Genomic DNA, 18,219 nt, shown 5'->3' with positions numbered 1-18,219 from the left:
ACTTTTAATTTAATTTTTTAAACATAACCATATGAGGTCCTACATTTTGTATGTCAAAAATGTTGCCACTTTTTTTATAACCGCATTTTTGGTAAAAAGGAATAGCGCTTTCTCTGGCATTCATCCATAATAATAAAACGCCTTTTTCTTTTAAAATTGTTTCTGCGTAGTGAATAATTTTTTTGCCAAGTCCTTTACCTTGGTACTTGTTAGCAATGGCCATACCTCTAAGTTGGTAAGCAAAAACATCTAAAATAGTTGTGTTGTTTGCTTTTAGTAGACTTGCTACGCCAACTAAAGTGTTGTTTGTGTAAACTCCAATATGATAAGTTGTATCTCTATTATCTCCATTAAACTCACAGGATGATAAAGGCTTTCCATTCCTTAAAACAGGGTGCCTTACAGCATATGTTTCTTTTGCAGTAATTAATTTAAAAACAAGTTGGTTGTGGTTCATCATACAATCTAAAAAAGGTGTATGGCAAAAGTACGTATTATTGATTTCCTAAATAGATGTATCCTTGGTGTATAATATTAACATCTTGTAAATTTAATATATAAAAGTATACGCCGTCTGGTAAAGCACTGCCAGCTTTTACAACCCCACGCACATTAGAGGTGCCTCCAAAAGTATTATCATAACTATCTCTATCATAAACAATTCTTCCCCATCTACTATAAATTTTTAGATTGTTATTTTTTGGAGATAAGGAAACCTCTTTAAAGTGTAAAAAATCATTTACACCATCATTATTTGGAGATACAAAATAGTTTTCAAAATTAGTAGAAATAGCACTTAAACTACTCCCAAAGGTAACTATATCATAATTATTTGGCACAAAAGTATCTGATGTTATAGAACCAGAACTAAAGTTTCCGCTTATTTCTGTATTGCCTAGATTTTCCCAAATATTTAATGTTTTGTTCCATCCTACAATACGTAAATCTTCAATAGTATCAGTAAAACTGTTTATATTACTATCAATATCCCAAGTTAATGTAATTTTAGAGTTGGTATCTGCTTCTAGGTGCCAAAATTCATAGGTGCTCACAGCGGTTAAAATATCAGCAAAATTGTTGGTATTAAAGCTTTTTGTAAATGTAGAAGGAGCGTTGGGATCTTCGTAAAAGTAAGCACTTTTTGCAGTGTTGTTGCTTGTTTCAGAATCTATATAAAGAGGTCTAATTTTATTTTGATATCCAATTGGGAAACTAAAATTATGCTTTTCTGTAATTGCAGCATATCCATCAACCTTTGTAAGGTTAGCATCGCCATTATAAAATGCGTAATTTATAAAATCTAAATTAATATCGGTTGTATTTCTAGGGGTAACAATGTCTCCTAAAATAAAGTTACTATTGTTTGTAATGCCTACAGCTACATTTAAAAATAAATCGTTTGTTACAACAATTTCCATATCTTTAAAAACAGGTTTAAAAGCTCCAGAAATGGTTCTGGTATTGTCACTATAAAAACCAGCTAAACCTTCGTTTTGGTCAAAATTTCCATCGTTTGCCAAATCAATATGAAAACCAATTTGCCCATCATTAAAAATTTTTAAGTTTCCTGTATTATGTACTATGTTTTGTGATGATAGTAAGCAGGAAAAACTTAAACAGATATAGAAAAGTATTTGTTTCATTATTATTGTATTTGTTGCCAATCTGTGCCATCGCTCTGTAGCCAAATTGTTTTTAAACTTAATATAACGCTTATGTTAGCACCTACTAAATCTTTGTAAGTACTAATTGTAGCTGTTAATGTTAGAGTGTTTGGGTTTTTAATTACATAAATTCTTCCTTTGCACGTAGAAGCATCCGGTAATGTTATGTTATGTGCCCCGCCTAAAATTATAGTATGGTGAGTTTCGTTTAAAGTTAAATCTCCAGTGGTAACATCTATAGCTGTAGAAACAGAACCTTTAACTTCTAAAGTTGAATGGACATTATCGCCTGAATATGCTAAATCTTCTGGTAAGTTAAAACCAATACCCAAACGGTCACTAATTAAAACCTGGGAGTTGGTAGAGCTGTATTTGTCTATACGAATAGCCTCCTTGTTGCCAACACTAAAGTTAAGTTCGTTGGTAGCAGTTCTGTACATACCTGTATCGGTATCTCCATTAAATCTAAATGATGGTTCACCTTGGTTTCCATCACTGTTTAATAAGCCTGCGCTTCGTATTGCGCCACTAACTTGTAATTTGTTTGTAGGGGTGTTAGTTCCAATTCCTAGCCTGTTATTGGTATTGTTCCAATAAATTTGATTGTTATCCTCTTCAGGTTCTCCAGATGAATTGGTGTATAAAATTGAACCGGGGGTATAGGTTGCGGGTAGTAAATCTGTGATATCTGGAATTTTTTGCCATACAGTGGCGTTGTATAAATAGATGCGTTTTTCATCTGTATTATACAAAATTGAACCTTCTAAAGAGCCTGTTATTCCGCTTATTTCTGCAGAAGTTGCACTAGTAAGTCCTAATAATAAATTAGGGTCTATTTGGCCGTAACACATTACTATTGGTGATAGCAACATTAGTTTGAATATTATTTTTTTCATCATCATTAAATTATTGGTTTTGTCTATTTCTTAAAGCATACTAGTCTGCTATTGGTTGTTGATTTGTAACTAGTATTAAGAAGTAGAAGTTTGTTTAATTTGATGAATTACTTGGGGAACTAAAAGTAACTCGGTTTTTTGATTATAGATTTAAATTTTAAGGGTTAAACTTTATTTTGATTGTCTTTATATTTTACCTTTTAGTTATTTTTATAAGTCTAGAATTACAAACATAAATTCGGAGTCAAACCTTGCTCTGTCTGATCCTCCGTTATCATTATCTCCAACAATAACATCAAATCCAGCAGTTGTTTGGTTGCTATAAGAAATTCCTGGGTCATCGTTGCCAGCACCAGCTCTTCCAGGCTGACTTAATTGGATAATGTAGTTAGCATCAGAAACAGTTCCTGCTGGTAAATTAACTCTATAATGTCCAGCTCCAACTTGTTTAACAACAGTAACACCTGTTGTACCTTTTAGTATTACACCAAGAGCATTTACTTTTCCTATTGCTTTTACCATACTATTGTAAAATGCACCACCATCAGTTCCTGGAGTAATATCATTATTGGTGTCAGCAGAAATAACTTCTGCAGTTTGTGTTATTGCAGATTCGTTTACATAACTAATAACACCAGAAGTATCATCTTGACTTAAATTTGTGACACTTCCGCCTATTATACCACTAATTTGAGTGTCTACATAAGTTTTAACTGCATTTTGGGTAGGATATAAAGTTGAAGATGGCGATGTGTCTCCTAAATCTGTAGCATCAGATTTGTTTGTTAAATCTTCTTTTAAAGCGATAGCAGTGTTTGCAGCGGCTTCGTTATTATCAACATCTGTTTGTACCGCATTAATAGCATTTGTAGTTGCAGTATTGTTAGCTGTTAATTCAGTTTCTGTAACAAAAGTACCGTCTAAGTCTTGAGACAAAGTACCATCTGCATCTGTAATTTCCAAAGCAGTACCGTTTAAAGTAAATCCTGTGTTTACCTCGTTGGTAGCATCCGTATCACCATCAGCAGAATTAGAAGCTGTAATTTGTGCATCTACATAAGTTTTAACTGCTAGTTCGGTTGGAAATTTTGTATTTGTTGCATCCGCTAAATTTACATCGTCCGATTTATTAGCAGCGTCTTCTTTATCATTTTGTAAATTTGTGATTGCTGTGTTTGCAGCCGCTTCATTATTATCCACATCCGTTTGTACCGCATTAATAGCGTTTGTAGTTGCAGTATTGTTAGCTGTTAATTCAGTTTCTGTAACAAATGTGCCGTCTAAATCTTGAGACAAAGTACCATCTGCATCTGTAATTTCTAAAGCTGTTCCGTTTAAAGTAAATCCTGTGTTTACCTCGTTGGTAGCATCCGTATCGCCATCAGCAGAATTAGAAGCAGCAACTTGTGCATCTACATAAGTTTTAACAGCATTTTGAGTAGGAAAAGCATCATCTGAAGTTCCTAAAGCTACGTTGGTAGATTTATTAGCAGCATCTTCTTTATCATTCTGTAAATTTGTGATTGCTGTGTTTGCAGCAGTTATAGCAGCATCAGCATCAGCCTCGTTATTATTGACATCCGTTTGTACCGCATTAATAGCGTTTGTAGTTGCGGTATTGTTAGCTGTTAATTCAGTTTCTGTAACAAAAGTTCCGTCTAAGTCTTGAGACAAAGTACCGTCTGCATCTGTAATTTCTAAAGCTGTGCCGTTTAAAGTAAATCCTGTGTTTACCTCGTTGGTAGCATCAGTATCACCATCAGCAGAATTAGAAGCTGTAATTTGTGCATCCACATAAGTTTTAACAGCATTTTGAGTAGGGAAAGCATCATCTGAAGTTCCTAAAGCTATGTTGGTAGACTTGTTAGCAGCATCTTCTTTTAAAGCGATAGCTGTATTTGCAGCCGCTTCATTATTGTCTACATCCGTTTGTACAGCATTAATAGCGTTTGTAGTTGCGGTATTGTTAGCTGTTAATTCAGTTTCTGTAACAAAAGTTCCGTCTAAGTCTTGAGACAAAGTACCGTCTGCATCTGTAATTTCTAAAGCTGTGCCGTTTAAAGTAAATCCTGTGTTTACCTCGTTGGTAGCATCCGTATCACCATCAGCAGAATTAGAAGCTGTAATTTGTGCATCCACATAAGTTTTAACAGCATTTTGAGTAGGGAAAGCATCATCTGAAGTTCCTAAAGCTATGTTGGTAGACTTGTTAGCAGCATCTTCTTTTAAAGCGATAGCTGTATTTGCAGCCGCTTCATTATTATCTACATCAGTTTGCACGGCAGCAATAGCATTAGTTGCCGCTGTTTCGTTAGCGTCAATATCAGCCTGAATAGCATTTTCTGCATTTGTAGCTCTTGTGGTTTCTGTAGTTATTGCGGTAGCGTTATTAGAAATATTAGTTTGTAAAGTAGCATCGTCATAAAAAGCGCCGCCATCAGCCCCAGCTGTAATATTATTGTTGGCATCTGTACTTATAATAACTTGGTTAGAAGCAGCAACTTGTGCATCTACATAAGTTTTAACAGCATTTTGAGTAGGGAAAGCATCGTCAGAAGTTCCTAAAGCCACGTTGGTAGACTTGTTAGCTGCATCTTCTTTAAGGTTTATAGCATTGGTGGCAGCAATTTCATTAGCATCAACATCAGCCTGAATAGCATTTTCTGCATTTGTAGCTCTTGTGGTTTCTGTAGTTATTGCGGTAGCGTTATTAGAAATATTAGTTTGTAAAGTAGCATCATCATAAAAAGCACCACCATCAGCCCCAGTGGTAATATCATTGTTGGCATCTGTACTTACAATAACTTGAGTAGAAGCAATTATTTGAGCATCTACATAACTTTTAGAGGTAGCATCTTGTGGGTTTACAGGATTTGCTATTGAGGTTACAGCATTACCGCCCATTGTTAAAGGACCTGTCATAGCATCACCAATAATATTAACATAACGAGCATCATTAGTAGATAAGTCTGTGGCTACCTCTTGCCATCCTGTTGGATCATCATATATAAAAGCAACACCATTTCTATCTGTATTAGGGGCTACTTCACCAGATACAATGTAAATGTCAGAGTCCACTCCAGTTGCAGGTCTATCAGATTCAAGTCCAGTTGAAACACTAGATAGTACAACAGCAACATTTCCGTTTGCAGTAGGATTTACACCATTTACACTTCTTACAATATTAGGTATTGTTGTTACTCCATTAATTTCATCTGTAAAAACTAAGCTGTTTTCAGAGCCAGCTGGACTCTCTAATTTGGATACCGTTTCGTTATCTAATATCCAATTAGTTCCGTTCCATCTCATTATTTGACCATTGCTAGTTCCGTTAGCTAACTTATCTAAAGTAACATTATCATTAGCAATTTTACTTGCTATTATGGCATTATCTGCAATACTAAGGCTTACATTTTCAAATGCAGCATTAGTACCACCTGTAACATCAATATCTGTTGAGGTTATATTGCCATCAGCTTGTGCATCTACATATGTTTTAACTGCATTTTGAGTAGGGAATAAAGTAGAAGAAGGGGAAGTGTTGCCTAAATCAGTTGCATCAGATTTATTGGCAGTATCTTCTTTAAGGTCGATAGCGTCATTAGCTGCAGTTTCATTAGCGTCAACATCTGCTTGTACCGCAGCAATTGCGTTAGTTGTCGCAGTTTCGTTGGCATCAACATCAGCCTGAATAGCATTTTCTGCATTTGTAGCTCTTGTGGTTTCTGTAGTGATTGCAGTAGCATTATTGGCAATATTAGTTTGCAAAGAAGCATCGTCATAAAAAGCACCACCATCAACCCCAGCTGTAATATTATTGTTGGCATCTGTACTTACAATAACTTGGTTAGAAGCAGCAACTTGTGCATCTACATAAGTTTTAACAGCATTTTGAGTAGGAAAAGCATCATCAGAAGTTCCTAAAGCTACGTTGGTAGATTTGTTAGCAGCATCTTCTTTTAAAGCGATAGCAGTGTTTGCAGCGGCTTCGTTATTATCAACATCCGTTTGTACCGCATTAATAGCATTTGTAGTTGCAGTATTGTTAGCTGTTAATTCAGTTTCTGTAACAAAAGTACCGTCTAAGTCTTGAGACAAAGTACCATCTGCATCTGTAATTTCCAAAGCAGTACCGTTTAAAGTAAATCCTGTGTTTACCTCGTTGGTAGCATCCGTATCACCATCAGCAGAATTAGAAGCTGTAATTTGTGCATCTACATAAGTTTTAACTGCTAGTTCGGTTGGAAATTTTGTATTTGTTGCATCCGCTAAATTTACATCGTCCGATTTATTAGCAGCGTCTTCTTTATCATTTTGTAAATTTGTGATTGCTGTGTTTGCAGCCGCTTCATTATTATCCACATCCGTTTGTACCGCATTAATAGCGTTTGTAGTTGCAGTATTGTTAGCTGTTAATTCAGTTTCTGTAACAAATGTGCCGTCTAAATCTTGAGACAAAGTACCATCTGCATCTGTAATTTCTAAAGCTGTTCCGTTTAAAGTAAATCCTGTGTTTACCTCGTTTGTAGCATCCGTATCGCCATCAGCAGAATTAGAAGCAGCAACTTGTGCATCTACATAAGTTTTAACAGCATTTTGAGTAGGAAAAGCATCATCTGAAGTTCCTAAAGCTACGTTGGTAGATTTATTAGCAGCATCTTCTTTATCATTCTGTAAATTTGTGATTGCTGTGTTTGCAGCAGTTATAGCAGCATCAGCATCAGCCTCGTTATTATTGACATCCGTTTGTACCGCATTAATAGCGTTTGTAGTTGCGGTATTGTTAGCTGTTAATTCAGTTTCTGTAACAAAAGTTCCGTCTAAGTCTTGAGACAAAGTACCGTCTGCATCTGTAATTTCTAAAGCTGTGCCGTTTAAAGTAAATCCTGTGTTTACCTCGTTGGTAGCATCAGTATCACCATCAGCAGAATTAGAAGCTGTAATTTGTGCATCCACATAAGTTTTAACAGCATTTTGAGTAGGGAAAGCATCATCTGAAGTTCCTAAAGCTACGTTGGTAGACTTGTTAGCAGCATCTTCTTTTAAAGCGATAGCTGTATTTGAGGCCGCCTCATTATTGTCTACATCTGCTTGTACCGCATTAATAGCATTTGTAGTTGCTGTATTATTCGCTGTTAATTCGGTTTCTGTAACAAAAGTTCCGTCTAAGTCTTGAGACAATGTACCATCTGCATCTGTAATTTCTAAAGCTGTGCCGTTTAAAGTAAATCCTGTGTTTACCTCGTTTGTAGCATCCGTATCGCCATCAGCAGAATTAGAAGCAGCAACTTGTGCATCTACATAAGTTTTAACAGCATTTTGAGTAGGAAAAGCATCATCTGAAGTTCCTAAAGCTACGTTGGTAGATTTATTAGCAGCATCTTCTTTGTCATTCTGTAAATTTGTGATTGCTGTATTTGCAGCCGCTTCATTATTATCAACATCCGTTTGTACCGTATTAATAGCGTTTGTAGTTGCTGTATTGTTAGCTGTTAATTCAGTTTCTGTAACAAATGTACCGTCTAAGTCTTGAGACAATGTACCATCTGCATCTGTAATTTCTAAAGCTGTACCGTTTAAAGTAAATCCTGTGTTTACCTCGTTGGTAGCATCAGTATCACCATCAGCAGAATTAGAAGCTGTAATTTGTGCATCCACATAAGTTTTAACAGCATTTTGAGTAGGGAAAGCATCATCTGAAGTTCCTAAAGCTACGTTGGTAGACTTGTTAGCAGCATCTTCTTTTAAAGCGATAGCTGTATTTGAGGCCGCCTCATTATTGTCTACATCTGCTTGTACCGTATTAATAGCATTTGTAGTTGCTGTATTATTCGCTGTTAATTCGGTTTCTGTAACAAAAGTTCCGTCTAAGTCTTGAGACAATGTACCATCTGCATCTGTAATTTCTAAAGCTGTGCCGTTTAAAGTAAATCCTGTGTTTACTTCGTTGGTGGCATCCGCATCCGCATCATCAACATTTAAAACTACAGAGCCACCATTTTCTAAAGTTAGGTTTCCAGCTGTTCCATCTGTACTTATAGCTTGGTTGTCAGTTCCTGTAAAATTTACTGGAGTTCCATTGCCATTAGTGTAGCTAAAAGTTCCGTCTCCGTTAGCTGTTAATTGTGATTTTGTGATGGTTACCGTAACGTTATTTTCGTTTGTGTAGGAAAACGTACCGTCGTTATTATCAAAAATAACTGTCTTTGTTTCATTAAAAGAACTTGTGTTGCACAAAGATTGCCATAGCATACCGTTGTACTGAAACATACAATTTTCATCTGTATTATACACCATAGCGCCAGTTAGGGGAGTAATGGCTAGCATTTGTGCATTGGTAACTCTGGTTAATATTAATACTTTGTCCGTACTTTCTAACTCTAAAATAGAGGAAGGATGTATCGTATTTATATCATTACCTATTTTTACCTGCCCATAAGAGTAATGAGCAAAAGCAAAAAAACTGATTAATAATAATTTGTTGATTTTCATAAATATGTGTAATGGTTAACAATTGTAAATTAAAAAAATAACAGTTTGGTTAATAAAGTTTGTTGTAAAACAACCTTTATTGTATGCGTGATAGTTATTTGTTGATATAACTTTACTATATCAACTACTATATACAGACCTGGTTTTTAGTAGAGTTTGGCTAGTTGTTATCATAAAAATACAATAAAAAGAGCTGTTTTTATGTATTTAATTTGACTTATTTTCTTACTATTTTCTATTACTTATGACTGGTGTTTTTTGTAACCTGTTGATTATCTTAAGGTAAGCTGTGTTTATAAACAAAAAAACAGACCCGCTTGGTCTGTTTTTTCTTATAAATGATAATGATTTATTAACTTAATTTTTTTTAATTGCCTGTGTCTGTGAGATATAAAAAGCCTTGGTATTCTAATTGAAGATCGTCTAGAAAAACCAAATAAAAATAGATGCCACTTGGTAAGCCTTCATTTCTTTGGTATACGTTATTGCTAGTGTTAGAGTAGCCGTTAAACTCATTTGTATAATTGTCTTTTTCAAAAACTTTAAGTCCGTTTCTATCAAAAATACGAAGACGATTGTTAGGGGATTCTTCTAGCTCAGGTATTATAAGATTGTCATTTATACCATCACCATTTGGGCTAACATAATAATTATCTAGGTCTAATAGCTCTGTTGCAATTGCCATTTTAGCTAATGTAATAACTTCGTAGTCGTTTGGAACAAAGGTTTCTGAAGTTACTGCACCCTGGTTTAGATCTCCAATAGGGTCTACACTACCTAAACTAACCCATCTTCTTTGTATTCTGTGCCAGCCCGCAATACCTACTTGGTAATACTCATCTACAAGGCTCCCAATATTACTACGTTGGTTCCACGAGATACTAACGGTAGATGGTAGGCTACTATCTATATCCCAAAACTCTGTAGTGCTCACAGCTCTAACTTCTTTTTCTTTACTATTGGTATTAAAACTTGTGCTAAATGTTGATGGCAGGTTGGGATCCTCAAAAAAATAAGCACATTTGGCTGATACATTTTCGCTTTGCGACTGTAATGTTAATGGTCTAATGTAGCCAGAATCGCCAACGGTAAAAAAGAAATTTTGTTTTTGTTCTACTAGCATATACCCATCTACTTTAGACAGGTTAGACTCGCCAACCGTAAAAGCATTTTGTGTAAGTTTTAAGTTTTCTAATGGGTTATTGCGGTAGGTAACAAAGTCGCCATCTACTAAATTTAAAGCATTAGTAGCAGTAATAGAAGTCTCTAAAATAGTTGCACTAAAAGGCTTGTACATTTCTACATCATAAAAAACAGGAATAAACGCGCCAGTAACACTAGTTGTTACTTGACCATAAAAACCAAGTGTACCTAAATTATTCTCAAAAGGAGCATTGTTAATTAGGTTGGTGTGCAGCCCAAGAGTACCCGTATCGTGTATGCGTATGCTACCGTTGTTGTACATAGCATTTTGTGCTACGGCAACAGAACTACAACATAAAAATATGTAAAGTAAGTTTTTCATACTAGTTTATTTGTTGCCAGTTTCCACCGTCATATTGCAATTGAGTAACACCTACAGGTAGTGTTGTTGTTGGAGTTGGACTAGTAGAAGGAACGTAAGAGCCTGTTGCATTAATAGCAATGTTCCCACCAGTTAAGTTTTTCAGGATTAATACTTGACCTAAACTAGCAGATGCAGGAAAAGTAACACTCGTTACAGTTCCAGATAAAATAACTGTGTGTTCATCAACCTCAAGAACAGCTGTTGTTCCTGTATTAATACTTTTAATTCGTGTTGAAAAAGCACCGTTTACAGTAACGTTTGTATCACCTGAGTCTTCTTCAATTTTAAGAGCTTGGGTGCCTCCAACAGAAAAACCAATTTCATCGGCAGCTGGTCTGTACATTCCTGTATCGCTATCTGTTCCTGTATAAAAACTATATGCTGGTTGGCCAACTGTACCTTGAGAAGAAGCAAAGCTTTCAGACCTAGTCTCTCCTGATATTTGTAATTTACTGGAAGGTGTACTAGTACCAATACCCACATTTCCACTTCCTACAAAGGCAAAATCATTTCCATTTAAATTATAAGTTCTTGTTGAAGCTGTTTGAGTCAAATCTGTTGTTGCTAAATTTCCTAATGCAGCAACTTCAGTGTCAACATAGGTTTTAACGGCATTTTGTGTAGGATATAATGTTGATGAGGGTGAAGTGGCTCCTAAATCAGTTGCATCAGACTTATTAGTTAAATCTTCTTTTGCAGCTAAAGCAGTTGCTGCAGCTGTTCCTGCGGTAGCAATTGCATCATCTACATATACTTTAGTAGCAGCATCTTGTGCATCAGTAGGGTCTAAAACGTTAATTAGTTTTTGTGATCCCATAGATAAGTCGCCCGTTGGAAGAGCAAAACCAGACAGAGAAATATTTGCTTTGTCTAATTTATTGTCATCAATTGCTGCGTTTGCAATTTTGTCTCTAGTAATATTTGTGTCAGCTATTTTTACTGTTGTTACGGCATTGTCAGCCAGCTCTGCTGTATTAATTCCGCCTGCACTAACATCTAGAGTTAATGGGTCTGCAACAGTTCCTGCACCAGAAACAGCAAGTGTGCCATCTGTTGGGCCAGTAACTTCGTTACCAATTATACCATCTGCTTCTGCAGTAGTTAAGGTAGCAGCATCAACTAAAACCCAATTTGTGCCATCCCATTGCATTAATTGTCCAACGGCTGTACCATCCGCTAATTTTGTTAGTGTAATATTTTTATCGGCAATATCATTACTTTCTATAGATGCGTCTAAAATTTTATCACCTGTTACTGCGTCATTAGCTAACTTAGTATTGTCAATAGAACCAGCAATAATTTGCAAGCCGTTTGTAGCGTCAACTTCAATAGTTGTATTATCTACATTTACTTCTAAATCCATTGTAGCTAAAGCTGCATTTGCAGTAACACCAGAAATAGAACCATTACTAGAAATTACATCTTCGCCTAGACTAGCTGCAACTTCACTAGCATTTTGCCACTCTGGATCTCCAGCAGCGGAGGTTCCAAGAATTTTGTTAGCATCTACAGCACCTGCGCTTCCAATTTTATCTATAGTAATAGCATCATCAGCAATATCTAGTGTTGTTATTGTACCATCTAAAATATTTTCAGTTTGTACAGCATCATCCGCTAGTTTAGTATTTTCAATGGCATCATCTGCAATCTTAACAGTAGTAACATTAGCATCTACTATTTTGGTAGTTGTTACTGCACCATCAGCAAGTTCGTTTGCACCAACAGCACTTGGGTTAATCTCTAAAGTAACGTCATTTAAAGCTGCATTTGCACCGCCAGTTATATTTAAGTCTGTAGAGGTAATGTTACCATCACCTGTTAAAGCAGCAACATCTACATCTAAGGCACCAGTAGTTGCATTTTTTGTTAATCCAGAACCGGCAACATCTGCATTCATTTTTATAGCGGTTATAGCATCATCAGCAATATCTAGTGTTGTTATTGTACCATCTAAAATATTTTCAGTTTGTACAGCATCATCTGCTACTTTGGTATTATCTATTGCATCGTCTACAATCTTAACAGTAGTAACATTTGCATCTACTATTTTAGCTGTAGTAACTGCGTCTGGAGCTAATTTAGCATCGGTAATTCCGCCATCAGCAACAGAAATGCCAACAGTTTCTAATAAAGAACCAGTGGGAGTTCCTGTAAAAGTAATTGAAGCATCGTCTGTAGTTAAATCTTGCCCTGCAATGTTAGTAGCGTCTAACGTTCCCCATTCTACATTAGTGCCAGTACTGTTTGTCTTTAAAACTTGGTTTGGTGTTGCACTTGGTTCTATTTTTACAGGTGTAACCGACTCGTCTATAAGATTATTTGTATTTACACTTGTATCTCCTAACTCATCTACACCAATAGCATCATTTGCAATTTTGGATCTATCAATAGTTTTGTTTAGTATAGAGTTTCCGTGTATTTGGTCTACTTCTATGTTCACCGTATTTCCATCATCAGTTATTTTTATTCCGCTAGAGAAAGTAGCTCCAAAACTGCCTGTATGGTTGCTTGTAAAAGCAGGGGTTTCAAATGTAATATCGTCGCCAGCTGCGTTTGTAAAGGTGTACGTATCATCACCGTTATCTACCAAGTTAATATTTCCAGCATTTTCTGCTTCACATAAATTTACCCACTCACTATCATTGTAATAGTGCAAACATCTGGTATCTGTATTGTATATCACGGCACCGTTAAGTGGTGTAATAGCATTCATTTGTAGGGTAGACATTCTAGTAATTACTAAAGCTTTACTTGTGCTCTCTAGCTCTAAAACCGAGTTAAAATGAAGGTTTTCAGGATTTTCGCCAATTTTTACTTGTGCTTGTATGCTAGTAAATAGGCAGGTACTTAAAAATAATCCAAAAATTAATTTTTTCATATAGTAGAGGTGTTTTAAAATGCAATTATGCATTGCAAACAAAAATATAGTAAAGATGTGTTACCACCTAAAACAGTGGTTAAAAGACATTTTTTGTCCTATAAAAGACATCTATGTAATACTTAAAGTTTAAAATTGAATTGTTTTGCTCTCGTAGGCAGCTTTTTGTGGTTCAAAAATACGCGCGGTAAAATTTCCTTTTAGGTTAATAGTGTTATTGTTAACTAATAAAAAACTACCTTCTCTTAGTCCAACCACAGGCGTAGTGTTATACGTATGAAACTCTTTTATGCGTGTTTCTCTAGTTTCACCGTTGTGTTTGCTATTAGGGTCCGGATCTAAATAATGTGCATTTATGTTAAAAGGAACCAGTTGCATAGTTTCAAAACTAGGAGGGTAAACAATAGGCATATCATTAGTAGTATGCATACTAACACCTGCAATGTTGCTGCCGGCGCTTGTTCCCATATAAGGTTTTCCGTTGGTAATATGCTCTTGTAAGTGCAGCATAGCATTTTGGTTGTACAATTGTTGTACTAGTAAAAAAGTGTTGCCGCCACCACAGAAAAAAGCTTGTGCTTGGTTAATACCTTCTTGTGCAGTTGTGTAAGTATGTAGGCCAACTATTTTTTTATCAATTTTTGCAAATGCTTTGGCAGCAATAGCAGTGTAATTGTCATGGCTAATACCACCAGGCCTAGCATAAGGTATAAATGTTATTGTATCTACATCTTTAAAAAATAAAGCAACATCATCTAACAGGTACTCCAAGTAATTCTCTCCAAATAAGGTAGATGTGCTTGCTAATAATAGATTTTTCATACAGTATACGCTTTTCAATTTTTTTAGTTAACAGGATACAAATTAACAAAAGTTTAATGGTACTCTATTTTTTTTGAATGTAAATTGCATTTTCATTATATTTAAAAGAAACTTAGAAAACAATTTTCTGGGGCCTAAAACTAACCTTTATGAAAAATAATTTACTAGCACTTTTTTTATTACTTACCACGGTGTCTTTATTTGCCCAAGAAAATGATAGAACACTTTTACGCGGAACCGTAATTTATAGAGATATAAATGTACCTAACTTAGATGTTATTAATGTAACTGCAGAAGATGCTACTGAAACAGATGAAGATGGAGATTTTGCTATAGATGTAAAAATAGGTGACCAATTGGTGTTTACATCTTTTAATTACCAAATAAAAATTGTTTTTATTACTAAAGATATTTTAAAGAAAAACAGATTAGTAGTAGATGTAAATGAAAAAGTTACAGAGTTAGATGAGGTTGTGGTTAGTCCTGAAGATCAAGAAAAGTTTGTAGAGCTTAAAAACGAAGAATTTAAAGAGGTAGAATACGAAATAGACCGTACAACAACTGTTACTAACATAGCACAGTCTCAAATAGAACGTGGTATGGAAAACGGTATTAATTTTGTAAATATTTTTAAAGCATTAACCAAGTCTAAAAAGAAAAAAGATCCTAATGCTAAGGTGCCAGAAATTAAGCTCAGTAGAGTATTAAGACAGGTTTATGAAGATGATTTTTTTGTTAAAGATTTAGGAATACCACAAGATAAAATAGATAACTTTTTGCAGTATTGTGATGATAAAATACCATCACAAACATTGCTTAAAAAGTCTAATGAATTTCAGCTTATAGATTTTTTAGTTACCCATAGCAAAGAATATAAAAAGCTATAAAGTTTGAGGAGATATATACTTTTTTTAAGCTTTTTAAGTGTGTGTTTTTTTACAAATGCACAGCAAGTTTATTACAAGTCTGTAAAAGGTGCAGTGGTAAGTAATACGCAAGAAGTAAACGGTGTATATGTAATTAATACTACTAGTGGCCAAGCAACTATAACAAATGCTAATGGGTATTTTGTAATGCCTGCCAAAGAAAAAGATACTTTAATTTTTTCTGCAGTGCAGTTTAAAAAGAAACAATTAATAGTTACCCAAGAGATTTTAGAAAAAAAGACCAATCTTATTTATCTAGAAGAAACTTTAGAGGAGTTAAATGAAGTTGTTTTAGATAACAGAACCTTTATAAATGCCAAAAGTTTAGGCCTGCCAAATGCAGATGCAGTGGTTTTGCCACAAAGTGAGCGTTTGTTACATGATGCAGATCACGGACCAATGTTTGGAGGATTAAGTGTAAATGTAAATAAGTTGCTAAATGCAATTAGCGGACGCACTAAAATGCTAAAAAAACGTGTGGCAAGAGATAGGAAATATTTAGAAAGTCAGCAAATGCGAAACTCTTACGCAGATTCTGTTTTTGTAAAAGACCTTAATATTCCTGAAAACCGTATAGAAGAGTTTATGCTGTATTGTGAGTATGACAGTGAGTTTAACTCTATTGCAAAAGAAAAAAATAGTTTTATTATTTGGGACTTTTTAACCCGTAAAAGCATTACTTTTTTAAAAGAAGATAAAGAGCTTAAAATAGCTAAAGAAGATAATAAATAACTTACCCTATATTTTTATGAAATACATATGCACTTTATTGCTTTTAGTTGTGGCGGCGCAAAACACAAGCGCACAAGCAAAAATAGAAACATTAAAAGGGCGTATTGTTAGTAAAACACAAGATGTGGTTGGGGTTTATGTGCTAAACAAAACAACCAATAAGGGAACAATTACATCAAAAACCGGAAATTTTTCTATTCCGGTTAGTTTAAAAGATACTATAGTGTTTTCTGCCGTTCAGTTTAAAAATAAAAAGATTGTTGTTACTCAAAAAATACTAGATTATAAATCCTTTTTGGTAAACTTAGATGAAACCTTAGAGGAGCTAAATGAAGTTGTTTTAGATAATAGAACTTTAATAACAGCTAAAAGTTTGGGCTTGCCTAATGCAGATGTAGAAGTTTTACCATTAACAAAAAGAGAATTGTTTGCGGCTAATAACGGAGATAATTACTTAAGTCTAGATCCGCTAATAAACTTTTTAAGCGGACGTACAAAAATGTTAAAAGATCGTATTAAAAGAGATGATTTGTATGCGCGTAGTAAAGAGCTTAGGACTAGGTTTGTAGACTCTATTTTTTCTGAAAATTTAAAAATACCAGCAAGCAGAATAGAGGAGTTTATGTTGTATTGCGAGTACGACCCAAGATTTAAAGGAATAACGCAGAATAAAAATGAGCTTGTTGTTTGGGATTTTTTAAGGCAAAAAAGCGAATTGTTTTTAAAATTTAAATAAGGTAGATATGACACGTTTTCAACTATTATTGTTTTTTATTATGCTAAGTCAAATAAACATAGCACAAAACAAAAAAGTTGAAACATTAAAAGGTCGTGTAGTAAGCAGTAAACAAGAAGTTGTTGGTGTGTATGTGTTAAACAGGTCTAAAAAAAAGGCTACTATTACCAATCCAAACGGAGATTTTTCTGTGCCAGTTAGTTTACATGATACATTGTTTATTTCTGCAGTACAGTTTAAAAACAGAGAAATTATCATCACAAAAAAAATATTAGACTACAATACCTTCATCATTAATTTAGATGAAACCTTAGAAGAGTTAGATGAGGTTGTTTTAGATAATAGAACATTAATTACAGCTAAAAAATTAGGGTTGCCAGGAGCAGATGTAAAACTTTTAGATATTGATGAAAGGGCTTATGATACAGCAACAAATTGGTCTCCAAGTGATACTGTTTTTAGTATAGATCCTATTTTAAACTATTTGTTAGGCAATACAGCTAAGTACAAAGCAAGAGCATTGCGTAACAAACGCTATAAAGCAGGTCAATTTCTATATAAAAACTACTTAGATTCTACTTTTGTTAAAGAACTAAAAATACCAGAGCATAGAGTACAAGAGTTTGTGTTATATTGTGAGCAAGATGAAGATTTTGATGCCTTTTCTAAGCAAACTAATGAAATAATTATAAAGGCTTTTTTTAAAATGAAAAGTAAAACTTTTTTAGTGCTAAATGATAAGCAATGAGTAAATTATTACTTTTCAGTATTTTAGTTATTATTACTTTTACTACTGTGGCACAGCAAAAACAGGTAGACTTAAAAGGCACTGTAACTAGTACAACAGAAGAAGTTGTTGGTGTGTATGTGTTAAACAGAACTACAGAAAAAGGAACAATAACCAATTTAAATGGTTACTTTTCTATTACTGTTCGTGTAAAAGATACCTTAGAGTTTTCTGCAATACAGTTTACAAATAAAGTTGTAGTTGTAACAGAAACTATGTTAAAAACTAGCAATTATATAGTGCCTTTAGATGAGTCTGTAACAACCTTAAATGAAGTTGTAGTAAAGCCCTTTAATTTGTCTGGAGACTTATCTACAGATTTAAATAATTTACCTTTAAAACCAGTGGTAGACGGTAGGTCATTGGGGCTGCCTAATCAAAATGTTAAAATACTATCTTCAGATGAACGTGCACTGTATTCATCAATGTCTGGTGGGCCAATCTTATCATTAATAAATGCATTAAACGGAGAAACTAAACGGTTACAAAAAATAGTAAAGCGTAATAATAGATACCAGAAAACTATGCGCGTTAAAAGATATTATGCAGACTCTTTATTTGTAAATGAATTAAAGATAGAAAAGGATAAGATAGACTTGTTTATGTGGTACTGTGAGTTTAAAGACGATTTTCAGGTTGTAATAAATACCAAAGACCAGTTAAAAATTTGGGCTTACTTACGTAAAATGAGTGTAGAATTTAGATCAAAAAAATAAAAA

12 protein-coding genes are annotated in these 18,219 nt (G+C 34.5%); 5 read left to right on the top strand and 7 right to left on the bottom strand.

All coding sequences use genetic code 11. From position 1 onward, the window contains the following. Positions 1-4 precede the first annotated feature (4 nt). The 7 genes from PBN93_RS03080 to pepE form a co-directional block, all read right to left on the bottom strand. Complete coding sequence (locus tag PBN93_RS03080; RefSeq protein WP_271081406.1) at positions 5-460, bottom strand: GNAT family N-acetyltransferase; 456 nt, start codon at positions 458-460, stop codon at positions 5-7. Positions 461-494: 34 nt separating this feature from the next. Then, positions 495-1,643: a gliding motility-associated C-terminal domain-containing protein gene (locus PBN93_RS03075; RefSeq protein WP_271081405.1), complete on the bottom strand. Its 1,149-nt coding sequence runs from the start codon at positions 1,641-1,643 to the stop codon at positions 495-497. 2 nt (positions 1,644-1,645) lie between these two features. Then, entirely contained in the window at positions 1,646-2,566 is a 921-nt protein-coding gene (locus tag PBN93_RS03070; RefSeq protein ID WP_271081404.1) for a hypothetical protein, read from the bottom strand. 204 nt (positions 2,567-2,770) lie between these two features. Continuing rightward, entirely contained in the window at positions 2,771-9,052 is a 6,282-nt protein-coding gene (locus PBN93_RS03065) for a beta strand repeat-containing protein (protein ID WP_271081403.1), read from the bottom strand. 367 nt (positions 9,053-9,419) lie between these two features. After that, positions 9,420-10,577: a gliding motility-associated C-terminal domain-containing protein gene (locus PBN93_RS03060; RefSeq protein ID WP_271081402.1), complete on the bottom strand. Its 1,158-nt coding sequence runs from the start codon at positions 10,575-10,577 to the stop codon at positions 9,420-9,422. 1 nt (position 10,578) lies between these two features. Next, on the bottom strand, positions 10,579-13,497 hold the full coding sequence (locus tag PBN93_RS03055) for a beta strand repeat-containing protein (protein ID WP_271081401.1): 2,919 nt from the start codon (positions 13,495-13,497) through the stop codon (positions 10,579-10,581). Positions 13,498-13,626: 129 nt separating this feature from the next. Then, positions 13,627-14,319 carry a dipeptidase PepE gene (gene pepE, locus PBN93_RS03050; protein ID WP_077403633.1) on the bottom strand — a complete coding sequence of 231 codons (693 nt, stop codon included), beginning with the start codon at positions 14,317-14,319 and terminating at the stop codon, positions 13,627-13,629. A gap of 149 nt (positions 14,320-14,468) precedes the next feature. Between pepE and PBN93_RS03045 the strand changes: the two genes are divergently transcribed. The 5 genes from PBN93_RS03045 to PBN93_RS03025 are packed head-to-tail and all read left to right on the top strand — an operon-like array spanning position 14,469 to position 18,216. Continuing rightward, positions 14,469-15,206, top strand: a complete 738-nt coding sequence (locus PBN93_RS03045) for a hypothetical protein (RefSeq protein ID WP_077403636.1) — start codon at positions 14,469-14,471, stop codon at positions 15,204-15,206. A 39-nt stretch (positions 15,207-15,245) separates the two neighbouring features. After that, positions 15,246-15,977, top strand: a complete 732-nt coding sequence (locus tag PBN93_RS03040; RefSeq protein WP_245799619.1) for a carboxypeptidase-like regulatory domain-containing protein — start codon at positions 15,246-15,248, stop codon at positions 15,975-15,977. A gap of 16 nt (positions 15,978-15,993) precedes the next feature. Then, complete coding sequence (locus PBN93_RS03035; protein WP_077403641.1) at positions 15,994-16,713, top strand: carboxypeptidase-like regulatory domain-containing protein; 720 nt, start codon at positions 15,994-15,996, stop codon at positions 16,711-16,713. 7 nt (positions 16,714-16,720) lie between these two features. Further along, positions 16,721-17,461 carry a peptidase associated/transthyretin-like domain-containing protein gene (locus PBN93_RS03030; RefSeq protein WP_077403643.1) on the top strand — a complete coding sequence of 247 codons (741 nt, stop codon included), beginning with the start codon at positions 16,721-16,723 and terminating at the stop codon, positions 17,459-17,461. Further along, complete coding sequence (locus PBN93_RS03025) at positions 17,458-18,216, top strand: carboxypeptidase-like regulatory domain-containing protein (protein ID WP_077403646.1); 759 nt, start codon at positions 17,458-17,460, stop codon at positions 18,214-18,216. The genes PBN93_RS03030 and PBN93_RS03025 overlap by 4 nt, the downstream gene beginning before the upstream one ends. Positions 18,217-18,219: the final 3 nt, after the last annotated feature.

The organism is Cellulophaga omnivescoria, assembly GCF_027915275.1.
GTDB lineage: Bacteria > Bacteroidota > Bacteroidia > Flavobacteriales > Flavobacteriaceae > Cellulophaga > Cellulophaga omnivescoria.
This window is presented reverse-complemented; position numbering and strand designations above follow the sequence as displayed.

Coding starts and splice junctions, on each gene's coding strand:
- PBN93_RS03080 (WP_271081406.1), bottom strand. CDS start 460: ATGATGAACCACAACCAACTTGTTTTTAAATTAATTACTGCAAAAGAA.
- PBN93_RS03075 (WP_271081405.1), bottom strand. CDS start 1,643: ATGAAACAAATACTTTTCTATATCTGTTTAAGTTTTTCCTGCTTACTA.
- PBN93_RS03070 (WP_271081404.1), bottom strand. CDS start 2,566: ATGATGATGAAAAAAATAATATTCAAACTAATGTTGCTATCACCAATA.
- PBN93_RS03065 (WP_271081403.1), bottom strand. CDS start 9,052: ATGAAAATCAACAAATTATTATTAATCAGTTTTTTTGCTTTTGCTCAT.
- PBN93_RS03060 (WP_271081402.1), bottom strand. CDS start 10,577: ATGAAAAACTTACTTTACATATTTTTATGTTGTAGTTCTGTTGCCGTA.
- PBN93_RS03055 (WP_271081401.1), bottom strand. CDS start 13,497: ATGAAAAAATTAATTTTTGGATTATTTTTAAGTACCTGCCTATTTACT.
- pepE (WP_077403633.1), bottom strand. CDS start 14,319: ATGAAAAATCTATTATTAGCAAGCACATCTACCTTATTTGGAGAGAAT.
- PBN93_RS03045 (WP_077403636.1), top strand. CDS start 14,469: ATGAAAAATAATTTACTAGCACTTTTTTTATTACTTACCACGGTGTCT.
- PBN93_RS03035 (WP_077403641.1), top strand. CDS start 15,994: ATGAAATACATATGCACTTTATTGCTTTTAGTTGTGGCGGCGCAAAAC.
- PBN93_RS03030 (WP_077403643.1), top strand. CDS start 16,721: ATGACACGTTTTCAACTATTATTGTTTTTTATTATGCTAAGTCAAATA.
- PBN93_RS03025 (WP_077403646.1), top strand. CDS start 17,458: ATGAGTAAATTATTACTTTTCAGTATTTTAGTTATTATTACTTTTACT.